Source organism: Massilia orientalis, assembly GCF_030411975.2.
Taxonomy (GTDB): Bacteria; Pseudomonadota; Gammaproteobacteria; order Burkholderiales; family Burkholderiaceae_D; genus Telluria; species Telluria orientalis.
In genome coordinates, this window is the sequence record NZ_JASNRB020000002.1 from 113,546 (window position 1) to 129,185 (window position 15,640).

The following is a 15,640-nucleotide window of genomic DNA, read 5'->3' on the forward strand; positions in this document are numbered from 1 at the left end:
GCAGACAGGAGGCCCACATGGCATTTTCCGTCTTCGATTCGAAGGGCACGCCGCTCGACCGGCAGCACACCACGTGGCGCGACATGGTGCGCAAGCCGATCAGCAAGCTGGACGACGATGCCTTTACCCGCATGCGCATCATCCTCATGAACGGCATCGAGCTCGAGGCCCTGCGCTTCTCGCACATGGCCGCGCGCTGCAACATGGCGCTGCGCCAGCCGCTGGCCGACGTCAGGCGGGTCGAGCAGCACCAGGCAACGATGGTGAACTGGCTGCTGTCGCCCGATCATTCTCCGCTCGAGACGACCATCGCCTACGAACAGCTCGCCATCGAGCTGACGGCGAGCGTGGCCCGGGCCGAGCCGGACGACTACCTGTCCCAGGTCTACCGTTTCGGCCTGCTGGAAGACTTCGACCACCTGTACCGCTACGCGGCGCTGCTCGACCGCGTGGAGGGCAAGGATGCGAACAATATCCTGCAGAGCTATACGGACATTCTCCCCGGCCGCCCCACGCCCGAGCACCACCGCGCCCCGCGCGGCGACCTGCGCATGCCGTACGACCGCAGCATGGCCACGATGCTCAGCAAGCTGCACGCGCTGACGATCACGGCGGCCGAGGCGCAGACCCACAACTATTATATGAACGTGGGCCCGGCGTTCGCCGACCCGGTCGCGCGCCAGCTGTATGCGGAGATCGCCTCGGTGGAGGAACAGCACGTCACGCAATACGAATCGCTGCTGGACCCGACGGAGACGTGGGTCGAGCAGTGGCTGCTGCACGAGGCGAACGAGTGCTACACCTATTACAGCTGCGTCGAAACGGAGACGAACCACCACGTCAAGGCCGTGTGGGAGCGGTGCCTCGACTACGAGCTGGGCCACTTCCACATGGCCGCCGACGCCTTCCGGCGCTACGAGCGGCGCGATCCGGCCGAGATCGTCGGCGATTTCTCAGGCCCGATCCCGTTCCGCAGCCAGCGCGACTACGTGCGGCAGGTGCTGGCCAGCGAAGTCGACCTGCGCGCGCTGGGCACGCAATTCGTGCCGAAGGCGCACGAAGACCAGGCCAGCATCGATTACCGGCGGCGGATGAACAGCGACGGCTCGCCCAGCGAGGCGGTGGCGGCCGGCTACGTGTGGACGCCGGGCACGGAACTCGTGAGCCATGGCGCGGCCACCACGACGGCCGTCACGACGACCCTTCCCGCCAACCAGGGTGGCGTCGTTCAGCCCTGAACCGCAACGGAGACACCATGGCACAGCAGACCGAACACCTCGGCATGAACCGAACGGGCGTGCAGATGTCGCCCATCGACACGGCGGCCATGCAGGGCAGCGACAACGCGCCGATCCGCGGCGCGCCGGGCGACGAGCGCGCCCTGCTGGACGCGCGCGAAGCGCTCATCATGGACGCCGGCGACATCGGCTCCATCCCCATGCCGGGCTCGGTGACGGGCGCCGTCAGCATGGGCATGCACATGCTCAAGGGCGACCGGCCGCAGATCCTGCTCGACAAGCTGGGCGAACGCCTGGCGTTCGAACGCACGGGCACCCGTCTTTACGACGCGCTGCTGGCGAAATGCGACGTGATGCAGGGCGGCCCGGCCGGCATGACGCGCGACCACGTCGCCGCCATCCGCCGCGACGAAGCCCGCCACTTCCTGCTGCTGAAGGACGCGATCGAATCGCTGGGCGGCGACCCGACGGCGCAGACGCCCAGCGCGGACGTGACCGGCGTCGAGTCCCTGGGATTCGTGCAAGTGCTGAACGATCCGCGCACGAGCCTGGCCCAGTCGCTGCACGCGCTGCTGACGGCCGAGCTGGCCGACCGCGCCGGCTGGGAGACGCTGATCGCGCTCGCGGGCGAGGCCGGCCAGGACGACCTCGTGGCCGGCTTCACGCTGGCGCTGGAAGACGAGCACCGGCACCTGGTGCTCGTCCAGGGGTGGTATCACGAAGCCATCGGGCTGACGCCCGTTGCCGGGATGCTGCCGCCGGGCGGGTCGGCCGGGATGCCGCCCGATTCGACGACCGCGCCCACGACGTCGCCGGACGTGACGACGCCGGGACCGGGGGCGGACATCTGAGTCCATTTCGCCTAAAATAGAGGGATGGCCCACATTTCGCTCGTCCTGCCGTTCGCCCTCCCCGCTCCCGAATTCGCGCCCGACCTGACCCGTGCCCTGCAGGCGCCGGCGCTGGCCGCGCTGTTGTCGAAAATATCAGATGCGCGCTACCGCCCGCTGGACACCGACGCCCGCGTCCTGCCGTATGAGCTCTGGATCGCGCGGGCGCTGGGTGTCGCGCACGGGCTCGTCCCGGGGGTCGCGACCAGCGCGATGCGCGCAATCGGCCTCGATCCGGACGACGGCATGTGGTTCGTCGTGAACCCGACCCATATCCAGATCGCGCGCACGCATTTGCAGATGGGCGACATGCGCCAGCTCGACCTGCGCGAGGACGAAGCGCGCGCCCTGTTCGACAGCGCCCGCCCCTGCTTCGAGGACGCGGGCTACGCGCTCGCCTGGGGTGCCCACGACACGTGGTTCATGCGCGCCGACGACTGGACGGACATCGGGACGGCGAGCCCGGATGCGGCCGTGAACATGAACCTGACGGACTGGATGCCGTCCGGCCCGCAGGCGCGCGCCTTCCGCAAGCTGCAGAACGACGTGCAGGTGACGTGGTTCACGGATCCGGCCAACGCGGCGCGCGAGGCGCGCGGCCAGTTGCCGATCAATTCGTTCTGGCCGTGGGGGAATGCGAGCATGGCGACCGAACACGCCCAGCAACTGGTGGCGAAGGTCTCCGGCAAGCCGCTCGTGCGCCCGCGCGTGGCGGCGTTCGACACGCCCGGCTGGCTGACGGCGCTGGCCGACCGCCGCCTGGACACCCTGGCCGGCCTGGATTCGATCCTGGACGAGGATGGCCACTGGCTGCTCGCCTGCGGCAACGTGGCGGCGTCCGGTATCGCGGCCGACTGGCATGGCTGGCTGCAGCAGATGCAGCGCCTGGAGACCGAGCTGTTCGCGCCCTTGCTGGCCGCATTGAAATCCGGCCGCATCAAGGAAGTGCGCCTCGTGCTGAGCCACCGCGACGGCCACCTCGAAACGACGACGACCCCGCTGGCGCAACGTAAATTCTGGCGCCGCCCCACCCTGGAACGACTGCTTTGAAGACCCGCATCACCATCCGCCCCTGCCCCGTACGCCAGTCCGAAATGCTGCGCCAGGGCGGCATCCACCCCGTCCTCGCGCGCGTGTTTGCGTCCCGCGGCCTGACCGACCCGCGCGAGTTGGCCGTCGAGCTGCAAGCGCTGGTACCGCCCGGCGCGCTGCGCCAGATCGACGCGGCGGCCGTGTATCTCGCCGACGCCATCGCGGCCGGCAAGAAGATGACCATCGTCGCCGACTACGACTGCGACGGCGCCACCGCCTGCGCCACGGCGATCCGCGGCCTCACGGCGATGGGCGCGCGCGTCGACTACATCGTGCCGAACCGCTTCGAGTACGGCTATGGCCTGACGCCGGAAATCGTCGAACTGACGGCGCGCGAGAAATCCCCGGACATCATCATCACCGTCGACAACGGCATCGCCAGCATCGACGGCGTGGCGGCGGCGAAGGCGCGCGGCATCGACGTCGTCGTCACCGACCACCACCTGCCGGGCGACGCGCTGCCGGACGCGCGCGTGATCGTGAACCCGAACCAGCCGGAATGCGGCTTCCCCAGCAAGCACCTGGCCGGCGTGGGCGTCGTGTTCTACGTGCTGCTGGCACTGCGGGCGGAACTGCGCCGGCGCGGCGTGTTCGACGCGCAGACGCAGCCCAAGCTCGACAACCTGCTCGACCTCGTCGCGCTGGGCACCGTCGCCGACGTGGTGAAACTCGACACGAACAACCGCATCCTCGTCGCGCAAGGCCTCAAGCGCATGCGCGCGGGCCGGATGCATGCGGGCGTCGCGGCGCTGTTCCGCGTGGCGGGCCGCGAGGCGCGCTGCGCGTCGCCGTTCGACCTCGGCTTCGCCCTCGGTCCGCGCCTGAACGCCGCCGGCCGCCTGGAAGACATGTCGCTCGGGATCGAATGCCTGGTCACGGACGACGAGGGCCGCGCCTGGGCCATCGCGCAGGAACTCAACGACATCAATTTGAAACGGCGCGAGATCGAGGCCGACATGCAGGGTACGGCGCTGTTGCACCTGGACGATTTCAAGCCGGCGGACGCCAGCACCATCGCCGTGTTCGACGACGGCTGGCACCAGGGCGTGATCGGCATCGTCGCCTCGCGCCTGAAAGAGAAATTCTACCGCCCGACGATCACGTTCGCACCCGCGGGCGACGGCTGGATCAAGGGTTCGGGCCGCTCGATCCCGGGCTTCCACCTGCGCGACGCGCTGGACCTCGTATCGAAGAAGGTGCCGGGGCTGATCGACAAGTTCGGCGGCCACGCGATGGCGGCCGGCCTGACGATCCGCGGCGACCATTTCGACACGTTCGCGCAGGCGTTCGAAGCCGTCGGCCGCGCGTGGCTGACGGAGGCGCAGCTGGAGCGTATCGTCGAGACGGACGGCCCGCTGGAAGACGATTTCTACAGCACGCAATTCATCGAACTGCTGGACGGCCAGGTCTGGGGCCAGGGGTTCGCGCCGCCCGTGTTCTGCGACGAATTCCGCGTCGTCAGCCAGCGCATCCTGAAGGACAAGCACCTCAAGCTGCTGCTGGAGCGGAACGGGCGGCGCTACGATGCCATCTGGTTCGGGCATACGGATGCGCTGGGCGACAAGGCGCGGGTGGCGTTCAGGCTGGATGCCAATGAATACAACGGCGTGACCAAGGTGCAGTTGCTGGTGGAGCACGCGGAACCTGTATAACCCGTCGTCCCCGCGAAAACGGGGACCCATACTGAGCAACCGACTTCGGAACCTCAGCATGGATTCCCGCCTGCGCGGGAATGATGGTTTTACGTTACGGGCCTAGCGGGTAAAAATCGGCGCCTGCGTCACCGCCCCCATCCCTTCGCCCAGGTAGAAGCTCGGATGCGGCGGCTGGTTGTAGCCCGCATTCTGCCCCGCCACCTGCGCGCGATACTGCGGATCGTGCATCAAGGTCGGAATGCGCGCAGTGGTCGGCGCCGTCGTCGTGAACACGAGCAGCGCCGAGTTGTCCGCCGTGCGCCACACGACTTCCTCGCGCCAGTCGCCGAGGATGTCGGCCGACAGCACCGGCGTCGCCTTGGTGCCGTTGTTCGACGCCGCCCCGTACGGCGCGCCGTCGAGCAGGCGCACGACGCTCCCCGTCGTGGGCTGCCATTTGTTGATGACGGTGCCGTCGAGCAGTTCGCGGCCGAGATCCCCATCCCACCAGCTGGCGAAATTCATGTTCCCCGGACGCGCCGCGGAGATCTGGTGGCCGTTCGCCGCCATCAGGCCGCCGCGCGACGCCCAGCACTCCTCGCCCAGGTAGTTCGGATCGATGTCCGCGCACACGCCGCGGCCGACGTCGGCGCCGCTGCCGCTGACGCCCCACAGGACCTGGCCCGTCGCCGCGTCGTGCATCTCGGAGCCGGTGGCGCCGTAGCAGGACGGCGTCTCGTGCACCATGTACGCCTGCAGGCCCGCGCGGGTCGGGTCGAGTTTGCCGACGTGCAGCGCGTCGCCGTGGCACAGGCCGGTGCTGTACAACATGTGGCCGTCGCTGCCGATCGCGGCCGCGCCGTAGACGATGTCGTCGCGGCCGTCGCCGTCGACGTCCGCCACCGCGAACCAGTGCGAGCCCTGGCCGCGGACGGCGCTGCCTTCCTTGTCCGTGTCGAACACCCAGCGGCTGGACAGTACGCCGTCGCGGTAATCCCACGCCGCGACCACGGCACGCGTGTAATAGCCGCGCGAGAAGATGGCGCTGGGCCGGCGGCCGTCCAGGTAGGCGACGCCGCCCAGGAAACGGTCGACGCGGTTGCCATAGTTGTCGCCCCACGCCGCCACCGAGCCGCGCGCCGGCAGGTAATCCGTGGCCGCCAGCGCCTTGCCCGTGCGGCCATCGAACACGGTCAGGTACTCTGGACCGGACAGGATGTAGCCGTTCGCGTTGCGGTAGTCGGCATTGGCGTCGCCGATCACCTTGCCCTGGCCGTCGACGGTGCCGTCGGCCGTCTTCAGCATCACCTCGGCCCTGCCGTTGCCGTCGAAGTCGTAGGCGACCACCGTCGTGTAATGGGCGCCCGCGCGGATGTTGCGGCCCAGGTCGATGCGCCACAGCCGGGTGCCGTCGAGTCGATAGGCGTCGACATACGTGTTGCCGGTATAGCCCGACTGCGAATTGTCCTTGGCATTGGTCGGCTGCCATTTGACGATCAGCTCGTACTGGCCGTCGCCGTCCAGGTCGGCCGGTGTGCCGTCGTTGATGTCGTACGTGTAGGCCTCGCCCTTCGGCGTGACGCCGCCGGCCGGCCGCTGCACGGGGATGCGCAGGACGGGTTGGCTCCACGTGGCGCCGGCCGCTTCGTCCTTCTTTTCGTGCCCGTCGACGATCGCGCGCACGGTGTAGCGGGCCGCCGGCGTGCCGTTCGTGTCCGTGAAATTGCTCGCCGTAAGCGGCGCCCCGTTCAGGCGGACGCCGTCGCGGTAGAGGTTGAAACGGGTGTCGGGGTCGTCGACGCCCAGCACGCGCCAGCTGACGAAGACGCCGCCGCCGGTGGCGACGGCGACGACGCCGCGGTCGAGTTTTTCAACCTGCTTGCCCTGCGCGGCAAACGCGGATTGCGTGAGGGCGAGCGCCAGCAGCCCTAGCGGTGCAACGGTTCGGATCGGTATCATGTCTCCAGCCTGCTCGTCGTTGTTGTCGGGCGTTCGAGTATCTGGATTGGCCTGGCGAGTGTCAATTCGGTCCAGGCAAGCAGTCACAATGTTGAGCGGGCCGGCTACTCGTTCTTGCCGCACTGACAGGGCGGCGCCTCGCCCCGGTCGAACACGATCTTCCACCGCCCCGGCGCTTCCAGCCGCCAGATCGAGTTGTAGCGTCCGACCACCTTGCCGCTGGGGTCGTAGACGGGCCCGCCGCTATAGGCCAGGGTGCCGGAATCCACGACTTCCACCTGCTCCGGCTCCCACGAGAATGGCGCGCGTTCGCCGTCGTAATACTTGCGCCACGCATTCGCGACAGCCTCGCGCCCGCGCAGCGGGGTCGGACCGGAAAAGAAGATGGCCTCGTCGGCCAGGAAGGAGGTGAACGCGGCGTGGTCGCGCGCCTTCATCGTCGCGGCAAAGGCACGCTCGATGTCCGCCACCTGTTTCTTCAGCTCGTCGTGCGACGGCCGCGCCGCGCTCGCCATAGCCAGCATCAGCATGCTGATGCACATGACCCCAATCGACAGCAGACGCATCGCGCCCCCCTTTAACGTCGTTGCCCAGGATGATGATTTGACAAGCCTTGAATTCTGGCATGGCAATTCGGTTTGTACAAGACGCTTGCGCGACGTCCGAAAGCGGAGTATATATAGTCCATAACCGGAGAATTCCTCATGAGCTTCGCTTACGCCTACCCCAAGAGCCGGTTCGAACCGGCGGTACTCGTCGACCTGTCCGCCCGCTCGGAACGCGAACGGCTGTCGGAATCGGCCCTGAAAGGCTTCTTTCGCCTGGCCGGCGCCTGGCAGATCCGCGACGAGGATGCGCGCGAGCTGCTCGGCGGCCTGTCGTCGTCCTCGTTCTACGAATGGAAGAAGCACCCCGCGCGGGTGCTGGAAGTCGACCGCATCACCCGCATCTCCTACCTGCTCGGCATCTATAAAGCCCTGCACATCCTGTACGGCGACAAGCTCGCCGACGACTGGATCCACCTCCCCAACACCAATCCCATCTTCAACGGCCGCACGCCGCTGGCCTACATGCTGGGCGGCGGCCTGCTGGCGATGCAGACCGTGCGCCGCCTGCTCGACGCCCGCCGCGGAGGGCTGTGAGTGAAACTCATCCCCCGTTTGACGGCGCTGCGGCAGTTCGATACGTGCCGCCTGATCCCGTCGCGCTTTGCCGACCTCGAAGATTCCGTGCTGGCCCCGCTGGCCGATGACGACGGCATGCTGCGCGACCTGTTCGACCTCGACAACGCCACCAACGACCGCCTGCGCGGCGAATCGGGCCTGCTGCCCGGCATCGGCGTCGACGAACTCGTGTTCGGCGTGCCGAACTTCCGCATCGTCAACGCGGCCTACACCTATGCACGCCCTGAAGGCAGCCGCTTCAACGACGGCGAACGGGGCGCGTGGTATTGCGCGTTCGAGATCGAGACGGCGCTGGCCGAGGTGGCGTTCCACAAGACCGTCGAATACCAGGAAATCGGCCGCTTCGACGACAGCGTGAGTTACCAGGCCCTGCTGGCCGATTTCAGCGCCGGCTTCCACGACCTGCGCGGCGCCGGCGCGTGGGACGACTGCCTCGCGGCCGACAGCTATGTCGCGTCGCAGGCGCTGGCGGCGGAGCTGCTGGAGGCGGGTTCGATGGGCGTCATCTATCCGAGCGTGCGCCGGCCCGAGGGCACGAATCTCGCATGCTTCCGCCCCGCATTGGTCGGCAATGTCCGCAAGGGGCATGCATATCGGTTAACATGGGCGGGTTCGCCGCGTCCCGCCATCGAACCCCTCTGAACCAGACACCGCCATGAAAACCGATCCGCTCAAAGACACCGAACTGCACGACAAGATCAACCGCGAGACCGCCCGCGTGCACTGGTCCGAACTCGAACGCCATTTCGCCCACGGCGCCGTCGTGTATGTGAGCGAAGAACTGGATCTCGTCGAAGTCGCGCTGCGCATCGCCCACGATGACAAGGATGCCATCGGCCGCTGGATGAACGACGGCAAGGTTGCCAAGGTATCCGACGTGCAGGCGAGCACCTGGCAGGCGTCCGACACCCTGTTGTGGGCATCCGTCGTGAGCCCGTTCGTGCTCGTGCAGCCGGAAAAGCATGCCGTCCACTGAGAAAGTGTTGGCCAGCAAGCACATTACCGTACAGCAACTAGATTTTAAGAAATGTGATCCCTCCGAATCCGCTATACTGGCGTGAAGTGAGGAAGTTTATGCAAAGCAACTTACAAGAAGACGACCCGATCCTGACCACGAGCGAAGTCGCGCGCCTGCTCGGCGTGGCGACGAGCACCGTGCAAATCTGGATGGAAAGCGGCGCGATCGAATCGTGGAAGACGCCGGGCGGACACCGCCGTACGCGTCTCTCCCTCGTGCAAGGCCTGATGCATGGCGACGACCAGGCCCGGTCGACCCCGAACCCCAGCACGGACAAGGAATACCAGCCGGCGTCGCAACCGGGCTACCCCGTCGGCGTCGGCGAACGTTCGCGCCTCGCCGCGCTGGCCGCCACCGGCCTCGTCGACACCGACGAGGAAGCCCGCTTCGACCGCCTCGTCCGCCTCGCCTCGATGGTGACCGGCTCGCCGATCGCCCTCATCTCCCTGCTGACGTCGACCCGCCAGTGGTTCAAGGCCCGGGTCGGCCTCGCCGGCCGCGAGACGCCGCGCGACTGGGCGTTCTGCTCGCACGCGATCCTGAAAAACGAGCTGTTCGTCGTCGAAGACGCGATGGAAGACGAGCGTTTCCGCACGAATCCGCTCGTGCTGCAGGAACCGCACATCCGTTTCTATGCCGGCGTGCCGCTGCGCGACAAGTCCGGCCAGCCGCTCGGCACCTTGTGCGTGATCGACCGCGAACCGCGCCGCCTGCGCGCGGCCGAAGTACAAGGCCTCATCGACCTGGCCGAGATCGCCTCGAGCGAGATCCAGGCCACGGGCCGCAACGTCCGCAACTGATCAATGCCGGTGCGCGCGGTGCGCGAGCGCGTGCGCGGCCGCGCGCATGAGCATATCCGCCCGCTGCGGGTCCGGCTCGGACAGCGCCAGCTCCTGTAACGCTTCCGGATACTCCAGCTCGGCAGCCCGCGCCAGCCACGCGCGCGCGGCGGCCGCGTCGGGCAGTCCGCCTTCCCCGTCCGCCAGCATGTGCGCCAGCAGGAACATCGCGGCGGGTTCGCCGCCCTCCGCCCGTTGTTGCAGGCGGCGCCGCGCGGCGTCGGCGTCGGCGTCCGCGTCCGCGCACGCAGGCAGCGCCAGCGCGGCCAGCAGCATCGCCGCAAGCAATCTCTTCATTTCGACAGGTCGACCGCGTACAGCGCGACCCCTTTGCCCTGACCGTCATCGGCGCGCACTTCCGTGACGTTGTCGATGCCGGCAGCGCGCGCCAGGTCCAGCTTGCCCGGCGGCGCGTGGAACACGACCGGCCCGGCCGTCGTCACGGGCGTGAAGCGCCAGCTGCGCGCGGCGCCGTCGGCCGCCCGCGTGAGCCGCTTGTGCGCGCGGATCCAGGCGATGAGCACGTCGCGGTTCGCGTCCGGCGACGCGATCACGGTCTTGCTGCCATCGAGACCCGGGAAGTTGCCGCCGCCGCTCGCGCGGTAGTTATTCGTCGCGACGAGGAACGCCTGGCCGCACGCGACCGGCTTGCCCTGCCACGTGAGGTTGCGGATGCGCTGGCCGGGCGGGCGCGTCACGTCGATCTCGTAGTGCAGATCCGGGTCGGTGACCGTGTCGAAGTTATAGCTGGGGAAGCCGCCGTTGACGAGTTCCTGCGGTTCGGCGCGCGCCGGCTCGATCGTGTTGAAACGGTGCGCCGCCTTTTCCAGCCACGCCGTCAGCGCCGCACCGTCCACCTTGACCGCGTACAGCGAATTCGGATACAGGTACAGGTCCGCCGCATTATTCAGCGCGAGGCTGCCGGGTGCCACGTCCGTGTAATCGCCCGGTCCCGCCGCGCCGGCCTTGAACGCGGCGGACACGGACAGCACCGGCAGATTCGCGTACTGCGGCAGGTTCGCCTTCACGTAGGCGCGCACGTAATCCGCCTGCGCTGCGTTGACGGGCTGGATCGCGGACGGATCGCCCACGTCGGCAAAATACGTCGACATGCGGAAGTCCGTGCTGCCGACCGGCGTTTTCACATAGCGTATCGTCGCCTCGTGCTCGGCGCGCACGAGGTCGAGCACGGCCGGGTCGGCGGCCACATACGATTTGTCCGCCTGCTGCGTGGCGCGCGTCTCGACGACGGTATTGTCACGGGCGATCGTCCAGCCCTTGCCGTCGTGACGCAGGTCGAAGCGGATCACGCCGAGGTTCTTGCCCCACAGGCTCGCCATCACGGTCGGCACGCCGAACACGGTGCCGCGCGCCTTGTCGACGTTCGGGAGATTGAACTGCGCCACCGTGCTCGTGGGGTTCGGGAACTGCTGGTGCGCGTGGCCCAGCAGCAGCGCGTCGATGCCGGGCACCTGCGCGAGGTAGTAATTCCCGTTTTCCATCGTGGGCGAGTACGGACTCGCATCGAGGCCGCCGTGCGAGATCGCGACGATCACGTCGGCGCCCTTCCTGCGCATCTCCGGAATGTAGCGCCGCGCCGTCTCGACGACGCCTTCCGTGGTGACGCGGCCTTCCAGCCAGCGCTTGTCCCAGGACAGGATCGTGGGCGTGGTGAAGCCGATGATGCCGACCTTGACCGTCGCCTCGACGGGCATTCCGGCGGCGTCCTCGGCGTGCACGCGCTTCTCGATGATGCGGTACGGCGCGAACAGGGGCTGGTGCGTCCTGACGCTGACGACGTTCGCCAGCACGATCGGGAAACCGGGGCCGGCGCATGGCTTCTGCGCGCGCGCGACGCCTGGCACGTCGAAGCGGTTGCCCGTGACCTGGCCGAGAAAACCCAGGCCATAGTTGAAATCGTGGTTGCCGACGCCGCCGCCGTCATAGCCGAGCCGCTTCATCACCTTGTGGATGCCCAGCAGCTCGCCGCATTTCACCGGCGCGACGACGGCCTGGTAATCGCCCAGCGCGCTGCCCTGGATCGTGTCGCCGTTGTCGAGCAACACCGTATTCGGGAAGTCGCGCCGCGCCTGGGCGATCAGGGTCGCCGTGCGGTCCAGGCCCAGCGACGGGTCGGCCGCCAGCTTGAAATAATCGTAACCGACGACGTTCGCGTGCAGGTCGGTGGTCTCCAGGATCGCGAGCGTGGCATGAGTGCCTGCTGGCAAAGGTGCGCGCGGCACAGGTGCCGCGCCGGCCGCGGAGGCCATGGCCGCGAGCGGCAGCAGGCGGAACAGATGGGAAAGGTGGCGCGTCATGGGCTCGCATCATAAAGCATGCGCGCACTAAGGTATAATCTCCGGTTCGATTCAACCACAGAAAATTGCCACAGACCATGGAAGCTGAACGCATCAATGCCCTCTCGTCCCTGCTGAACGACCTGACCAGCCGTGAAGCCGAACTTCGGAGGTATCTTTGACTTCGACCGCAAAGCGGAGAAGTTAGAGCAGGTCAACCAGGAACTGGAAGACCCCGCCATCTGGAACGACCAGAAACGCGCCCAGGACATGGGCCGCGAGAAGAAGGCGCTGGAAGGCGTCGTCCTCACGCTGGAAAAGGCGCGCGCCGACCTGGCGGACGCGTCCGACCTGTTCGAGATGGCACGCGAAGAAGGCGATGACGCCACGATCGAATCGGTCGAAGGCGATGCCGACGAGATCAAGAAGGTCATCGAGGCGATGGAATTCCGTCGCATGTTCAGCAACCCGATGGACCACGCCAGCTGCTTCATCGACATCCAGGCCGGCGCCGGCGGCACCGAGGCCCAGGACTGGGCGTCGATGCTGATGCGTCAGTACCTGCGCTATTGCGAGCGCAAGGGCTTCAAGGCCGAGGTGATGGAATTGTCCGAGGGCGAGGTCGCCGGCATCAAGACGGCCACCATCAAGGTCGAGGGCGAGTACGCCTACGGCCACCTGCGTACGGAAACCGGCGTGCACCGTCTCGTGCGCAAGTCGCCGTTCGACTCCGCCAACGGCCGCCACACGTCGTTCTCGTCGATCTTCGTGTACCCGGAAGTGGACGAGTCGATCGAAATCGACATCAACCCGGCCGACGTCCGCATCGACACGTACCGCGCGTCCGGCGCGGGCGGCCAGCACATCAACAAGACCGACTCCGCGGTGCGCCTGACGCACGCCCCGTCGGGCATCGTCGTGCAGTGCCAGAACGACCGCTCGCAGCACCGCAACAAGGCCGAAGCGTTCGACATGCTGCGCGCGAAGCTGTTCGAGCTGGAGCTGCGCAAGCGCATGGCCGAGCAGCAGAAGCTGGAAGATTCGAAGACCGACGTGGGCTGGGGCCACCAGATCCGTTCGTACGTCCTCGACCAGTCGCGCATCAAGGACTTGCGCACCGGCTTCGAGACCGGCAACACGAAGAACGTGCTGGACGGCGACCTCGACGACTTCATCTCCGCTTCGCTGAAGCAAGGGGTGTAAGCCGATGGCCTTCATCTTCGACATGGACGGCACCATCGTCGACAACATGGCGTTCCACACGGATTCCTGGCTGGCGTTCTTCGAGCGCCACGGCAAGACGTACGACGCCGACGCGTTCTTCCGCGAGACGGCGGGCGCGCAGGGCCGCGAGATCCTGCGCGAGCGCCTCGGCCCGGAGATCACGGACGACGAGATCGCCGTGCTGGCGCACGAAAAAGATGCGCTGTACCGCGAGATGTATGGCCCGCACCGCAGCGCGATCCAGGGCTTCGAGGACTTCGTGACGGCCGCGCGCGCGCAAGGCGTGAAGCTGGCGGTGGCGACGTCCGCCCCGCCCGCGAACATCGTCTTCACGCTCGACGAGCTGGACCTGCGCCGCCATTTCGACACCGTCGTCGGCGCCGCCGACGTCGCGCGCGGCAAGCCGCATCCGGACGTCTTCCTGAAAGCGGCCGGGAAGCTGGGCGTCGACCCGCGCAGCTGCATCGTGTTCGAAGACGCGCCGATGGGCGTGGAAGCGGCGCGCCGCGCCGGCATGAAGGCCGTCGTCATCACGACCACCCTGCCCGCCGACGCGTTCCGCGAATTCGACAACGTGATCCGCATCGTCGAACACTACGAAGACCTGAACGTCGGCAACCTGCTCGGCACCCCATGATCCCAAACTAGACCGATACTGACATGAGCACCGAAAACCAAGAACAACAACACGAGCCGTCGACTCTCGCGGCCGAAGACAACAAGATCATCGCCGAGCGCCGCGCCAAGCTGGCCGCGCTCCGCGAAAAAGGCATCGCGTTCCCGAACGACTTCGTCCCGCAGCACAAGGCGGCCGATCTCACCGGGCAGTTCGGCGGCTGGACCCGCGAACAGCTGGAAGCGGAACCGCAGCAGGTCGTGCTGGCCGGCCGCATGATGCTGAAGCGCGAAGCGGGCAAGAAGGCCGCCTTCGCGACGCTGCAGGATGCGTCGGGCCCGCGCGCCGACGGCCGCATCCAGATCTACGTCACCCTGGACAACACGGGCGAAGAGGCGATGGAAGCGCTGCGCCACTACGACCTGGGCGACATCCTCGGCGTCGTGGGCACGCTGTTCAAGACCAAGACCGACGAACTGACCGTCAAGGTCACGACCCTGCGCCTGATCACCAAGGCCCTGCGCCCGCTGCCGGACAAGTTCCACGGCCTCGCCGACCAGGAAACGAAGTACCGCCAGCGCTACGTCGACCTGATCATGAACGAGGAAACGCGCCGCACGTTCAAGGCGCGCACGGCCGCGATCTCGTCGATCCGCCGCTTCATGCAGGACCACGGCTTCATGGAAGTCGAGACGCCGATGCTGCACCCGATCCCGGGCGGCGCCGCGGCCAAGCCGTTCATCACGCACCACAACGCGCTCGACATGCAGATGTTCCTGCGCATCGCGCCTGAGCTGTACCTGAAACGCCTCGTCGTGGGCGGCTTCGACCGCGTGTTCGAGATCAACCGTAACTTCCGCAACGAGGGCGTGTCGATCCGCCACAATCCGGAATTCACGATGATGGAGTTCTACGCCGCGTGGACCGACTACAAGTGGCTGATGGACTTCACGGAAGCCGTGATCCGCCAGGCCGCCATCGACGCGCACGGCACGGCCGACCTGACGTACGGCGGCCGCGCGCTGGATCTGAGCAAGCCGTTCCACCGCCTGACGATCGTCCAGGCCATCAACAAGTTCGCCCCGCACTACACGGACGAGCAGCTGCACGACATGGACTTCCTGAAGGCGGAGCTGGCGAAATTCGGCGTCAAGCCGCACGTCATCTCGGGCCTGGGCGCGCTGCAGCTGTCGCTGTTCGAAGAAACGGCGGAAGCGCAGCTGTGGGAACCGACCTTCATCATCGACTACCCGGTCGAAGTGTCGCCGCTGGCGCGCGCGTCGGACTCGCGCGAAGGCATCACGGAACGCTTCGAGCTGTTCATGGTGGGCCGCGAGATCGCCAACGGCTTCTCGGAGCTGAACGATCCGGAGGACCAGTCGGCACGCTTCCTGGCCCAGGTCGAAGCGAAGCAGGCGGGCGACGAGGAGGCGATGTACTACGACGCCGACTACATCCGCGCGCTGGAATACGGCATGCCTCCGACCGGCGGCTGCGGCATCGGTATCGATCGTCTCATGATGATCATCACCGATTCGCCGAACATCCGCGACGTGCTGCTGTTCCCGCACCTGCGCAAGGAAGATTAAGCGTCACGCATCACGTTAGCTCCAGAACGTCGTCCCTGCCTTCGCAGGGACGACGGTGTT

At 67.2% G+C, this 15,640-nt stretch carries 15 protein-coding genes; 11 read left to right on the forward strand and 4 right to left on the reverse strand.

Annotated features, from left to right (window positions below):
• Window positions 1-17: 17 nt before the first annotated feature.
• Genes QPK29_RS02550 through recJ form a run of 4 tightly spaced genes read left to right on the forward strand, consistent with a single transcriptional unit; the run spans window position 18 to window position 4,872 of the window.
• A complete protein-coding gene (locus tag QPK29_RS02550) occupies window positions 18-1,238 on the forward strand; it encodes a hypothetical protein (protein WP_371769771.1) in 1,221 nt (406 codons plus the stop codon).
• Between the two features lie 17 nt (window positions 1,239-1,255).
• A complete protein-coding gene (locus QPK29_RS02555; protein WP_200948844.1) occupies window positions 1,256-2,089 on the forward strand; it encodes a ferritin-like domain-containing protein in 834 nt (277 codons plus the stop codon).
• A gap of 24 nt (window positions 2,090-2,113) precedes the next feature.
• A complete protein-coding gene (locus QPK29_RS02560; RefSeq protein WP_056131815.1) occupies window positions 2,114-3,178 on the forward strand; it encodes a hypothetical protein in 1,065 nt (354 codons plus the stop codon).
• A gap of 44 nt (window positions 3,179-3,222) precedes the next feature.
• Window positions 3,223-4,872, forward strand: coding sequence for a single-stranded-DNA-specific exonuclease RecJ (gene recJ, locus QPK29_RS02565; RefSeq protein ID WP_371769837.1), 1,650 nt, complete (start codon window positions 3,223-3,225; stop codon window positions 4,870-4,872).
• Between the two features lie 102 nt (window positions 4,873-4,974).
• Here recJ and QPK29_RS02570 read toward each other — a convergent pair whose 3' ends face one another.
• The gene (locus QPK29_RS02570) at window positions 4,975-6,813 is read right to left on the reverse strand and encodes a rhamnogalacturonan lyase (protein ID WP_371769770.1); all 1,839 of its coding nucleotides are present in this window, start codon (window positions 6,811-6,813) and stop codon (window positions 4,975-4,977) included.
• A gap of 104 nt (window positions 6,814-6,917) precedes the next feature.
• Window positions 6,918-7,343, reverse strand: a complete 426-nt coding sequence (locus QPK29_RS02575; RefSeq protein WP_229502063.1) for a YybH family protein — start codon at window positions 7,341-7,343, stop codon at window positions 6,918-6,920.
• Window positions 7,344-7,517: 174 nt separating this feature from the next.
• Between QPK29_RS02575 and QPK29_RS02580 the strand changes: the two genes are divergently transcribed.
• From QPK29_RS02580 to QPK29_RS02595, 4 genes are all read left to right on the forward strand, one after another.
• Entirely contained in the window at window positions 7,518-7,955 is a 438-nt protein-coding gene (locus QPK29_RS02580) for an MbcA/ParS/Xre antitoxin family protein (protein WP_056131805.1), read from the forward strand.
• Entirely contained in the window at window positions 7,956-8,639 is a 684-nt protein-coding gene (locus tag QPK29_RS02585) for an RES family NAD+ phosphorylase (RefSeq protein WP_371769769.1), read from the forward strand.
• Window positions 8,640-8,652: 13 nt separating this feature from the next.
• Window positions 8,653-8,973 carry a DUF2288 domain-containing protein gene (locus QPK29_RS02590; RefSeq protein WP_056131800.1) on the forward strand — a complete coding sequence of 107 codons (321 nt, stop codon included), beginning with the start codon at window positions 8,653-8,655 and terminating at the stop codon, window positions 8,971-8,973.
• Between the two features lie 98 nt (window positions 8,974-9,071).
• Window positions 9,072-9,815: a GAF domain-containing protein gene (locus tag QPK29_RS02595; protein ID WP_371769768.1), complete on the forward strand. Its 744-nt coding sequence runs from the start codon at window positions 9,072-9,074 to the stop codon at window positions 9,813-9,815.
• Here QPK29_RS02595 and QPK29_RS02600 read toward each other — a convergent pair whose 3' ends face one another.
• Both QPK29_RS02600 and QPK29_RS02605 read right to left on the reverse strand, forming a co-directional pair.
• On the reverse strand, window positions 9,816-10,151 hold the full coding sequence (locus QPK29_RS02600) for a hypothetical protein (protein ID WP_371769767.1): 336 nt from the start codon (window positions 10,149-10,151) through the stop codon (window positions 9,816-9,818).
• Window positions 10,148-12,172: a bifunctional 2',3'-cyclic-nucleotide 2'-phosphodiesterase/3'-nucleotidase gene (locus tag QPK29_RS02605; protein ID WP_371769766.1), complete on the reverse strand. Its 2,025-nt coding sequence runs from the start codon at window positions 12,170-12,172 to the stop codon at window positions 10,148-10,150. Before QPK29_RS02605 ends, QPK29_RS02600 begins: the two co-directional genes overlap by 4 nt.
• Window positions 12,173-12,249: 77 nt before the next feature.
• Between QPK29_RS02605 and prfB the strand changes: the two genes are divergently transcribed.
• The 3 genes from prfB (at window position 12,250) to lysS (ending at window position 15,580) form a co-directional block, all read left to right on the forward strand.
• A protein-coding gene (gene prfB / locus QPK29_RS02610; RefSeq protein ID WP_156403785.1) for a peptide chain release factor 2 occupies window positions 12,250-13,354 on the forward strand; the annotation gives its coding sequence in 2 pieces (ribosomal slippage) (window positions 12,250-12,330 and window positions 12,332-13,354; 1,104 coding nt in all).
• Between the two features lie 4 nt (window positions 13,355-13,358).
• A complete protein-coding gene (locus QPK29_RS02615) occupies window positions 13,359-14,012 on the forward strand; it encodes an HAD family hydrolase (protein ID WP_371769765.1) in 654 nt (217 codons plus the stop codon).
• A 23-nt stretch (window positions 14,013-14,035) separates the two neighbouring features.
• On the forward strand, window positions 14,036-15,580 hold the full coding sequence (lysS, locus tag QPK29_RS02620) for a lysine--tRNA ligase (RefSeq protein WP_371769764.1): 1,545 nt from the start codon (window positions 14,036-14,038) through the stop codon (window positions 15,578-15,580).
• The last annotated feature ends 60 nt before the right edge of the window (window positions 15,581-15,640 follow it).

What these genes read in the sequence shown, in the direction of transcription:
- QPK29_RS02590 (WP_056131800.1), top strand. Translation starts at nt 8,653, where the DNA reads ATGAAAACCGATCCGCTCAAAGACACCGAACTGCACGACAAGATCAAC.
- QPK29_RS02575 (WP_229502063.1), bottom strand. Translation starts at nt 7,343, where the DNA reads ATGCTGATGCTGGCTATGGCGAGCGCGGCGCGGCCGTCGCACGACGAG.
- QPK29_RS02600 (WP_371769767.1), bottom strand. Translation starts at nt 10,151, where the DNA reads ATGAAGAGATTGCTTGCGGCGATGCTGCTGGCCGCGCTGGCGCTGCCT.
- QPK29_RS02570 (WP_371769770.1), bottom strand. Translation starts at nt 6,813, where the DNA reads ATGATACCGATCCGAACCGTTGCACCGCTAGGGCTGCTGGCGCTCGCC.
- QPK29_RS02555 (WP_200948844.1), top strand. Translation starts at nt 1,256, where the DNA reads ATGGCACAGCAGACCGAACACCTCGGCATGAACCGAACGGGCGTGCAG.
- QPK29_RS02605 (WP_371769766.1), bottom strand. Translation starts at nt 12,172, where the DNA reads ATGACGCGCCACCTTTCCCATCTGTTCCGCCTGCTGCCGCTCGCGGCC.
- QPK29_RS02580 (WP_056131805.1), top strand. Translation starts at nt 7,518, where the DNA reads ATGAGCTTCGCTTACGCCTACCCCAAGAGCCGGTTCGAACCGGCGGTA.
- QPK29_RS02595 (WP_371769768.1), top strand. Translation starts at nt 9,072, where the DNA reads ATGCAAAGCAACTTACAAGAAGACGACCCGATCCTGACCACGAGCGAA.
- recJ (WP_371769837.1), top strand. Translation starts at nt 3,223, where the DNA reads ATGCTGCGCCAGGGCGGCATCCACCCCGTCCTCGCGCGCGTGTTTGCG.
- QPK29_RS02560 (WP_056131815.1), top strand. Translation starts at nt 2,114, where the DNA reads ATGGCCCACATTTCGCTCGTCCTGCCGTTCGCCCTCCCCGCTCCCGAA.
- lysS (WP_371769764.1), top strand. Translation starts at nt 14,036, where the DNA reads ATGAGCACCGAAAACCAAGAACAACAACACGAGCCGTCGACTCTCGCG.
- QPK29_RS02615 (WP_371769765.1), top strand. Translation starts at nt 13,359, where the DNA reads ATGGCCTTCATCTTCGACATGGACGGCACCATCGTCGACAACATGGCG.
- QPK29_RS02550 (WP_371769771.1), top strand. Translation starts at nt 18, where the DNA reads ATGGCATTTTCCGTCTTCGATTCGAAGGGCACGCCGCTCGACCGGCAG.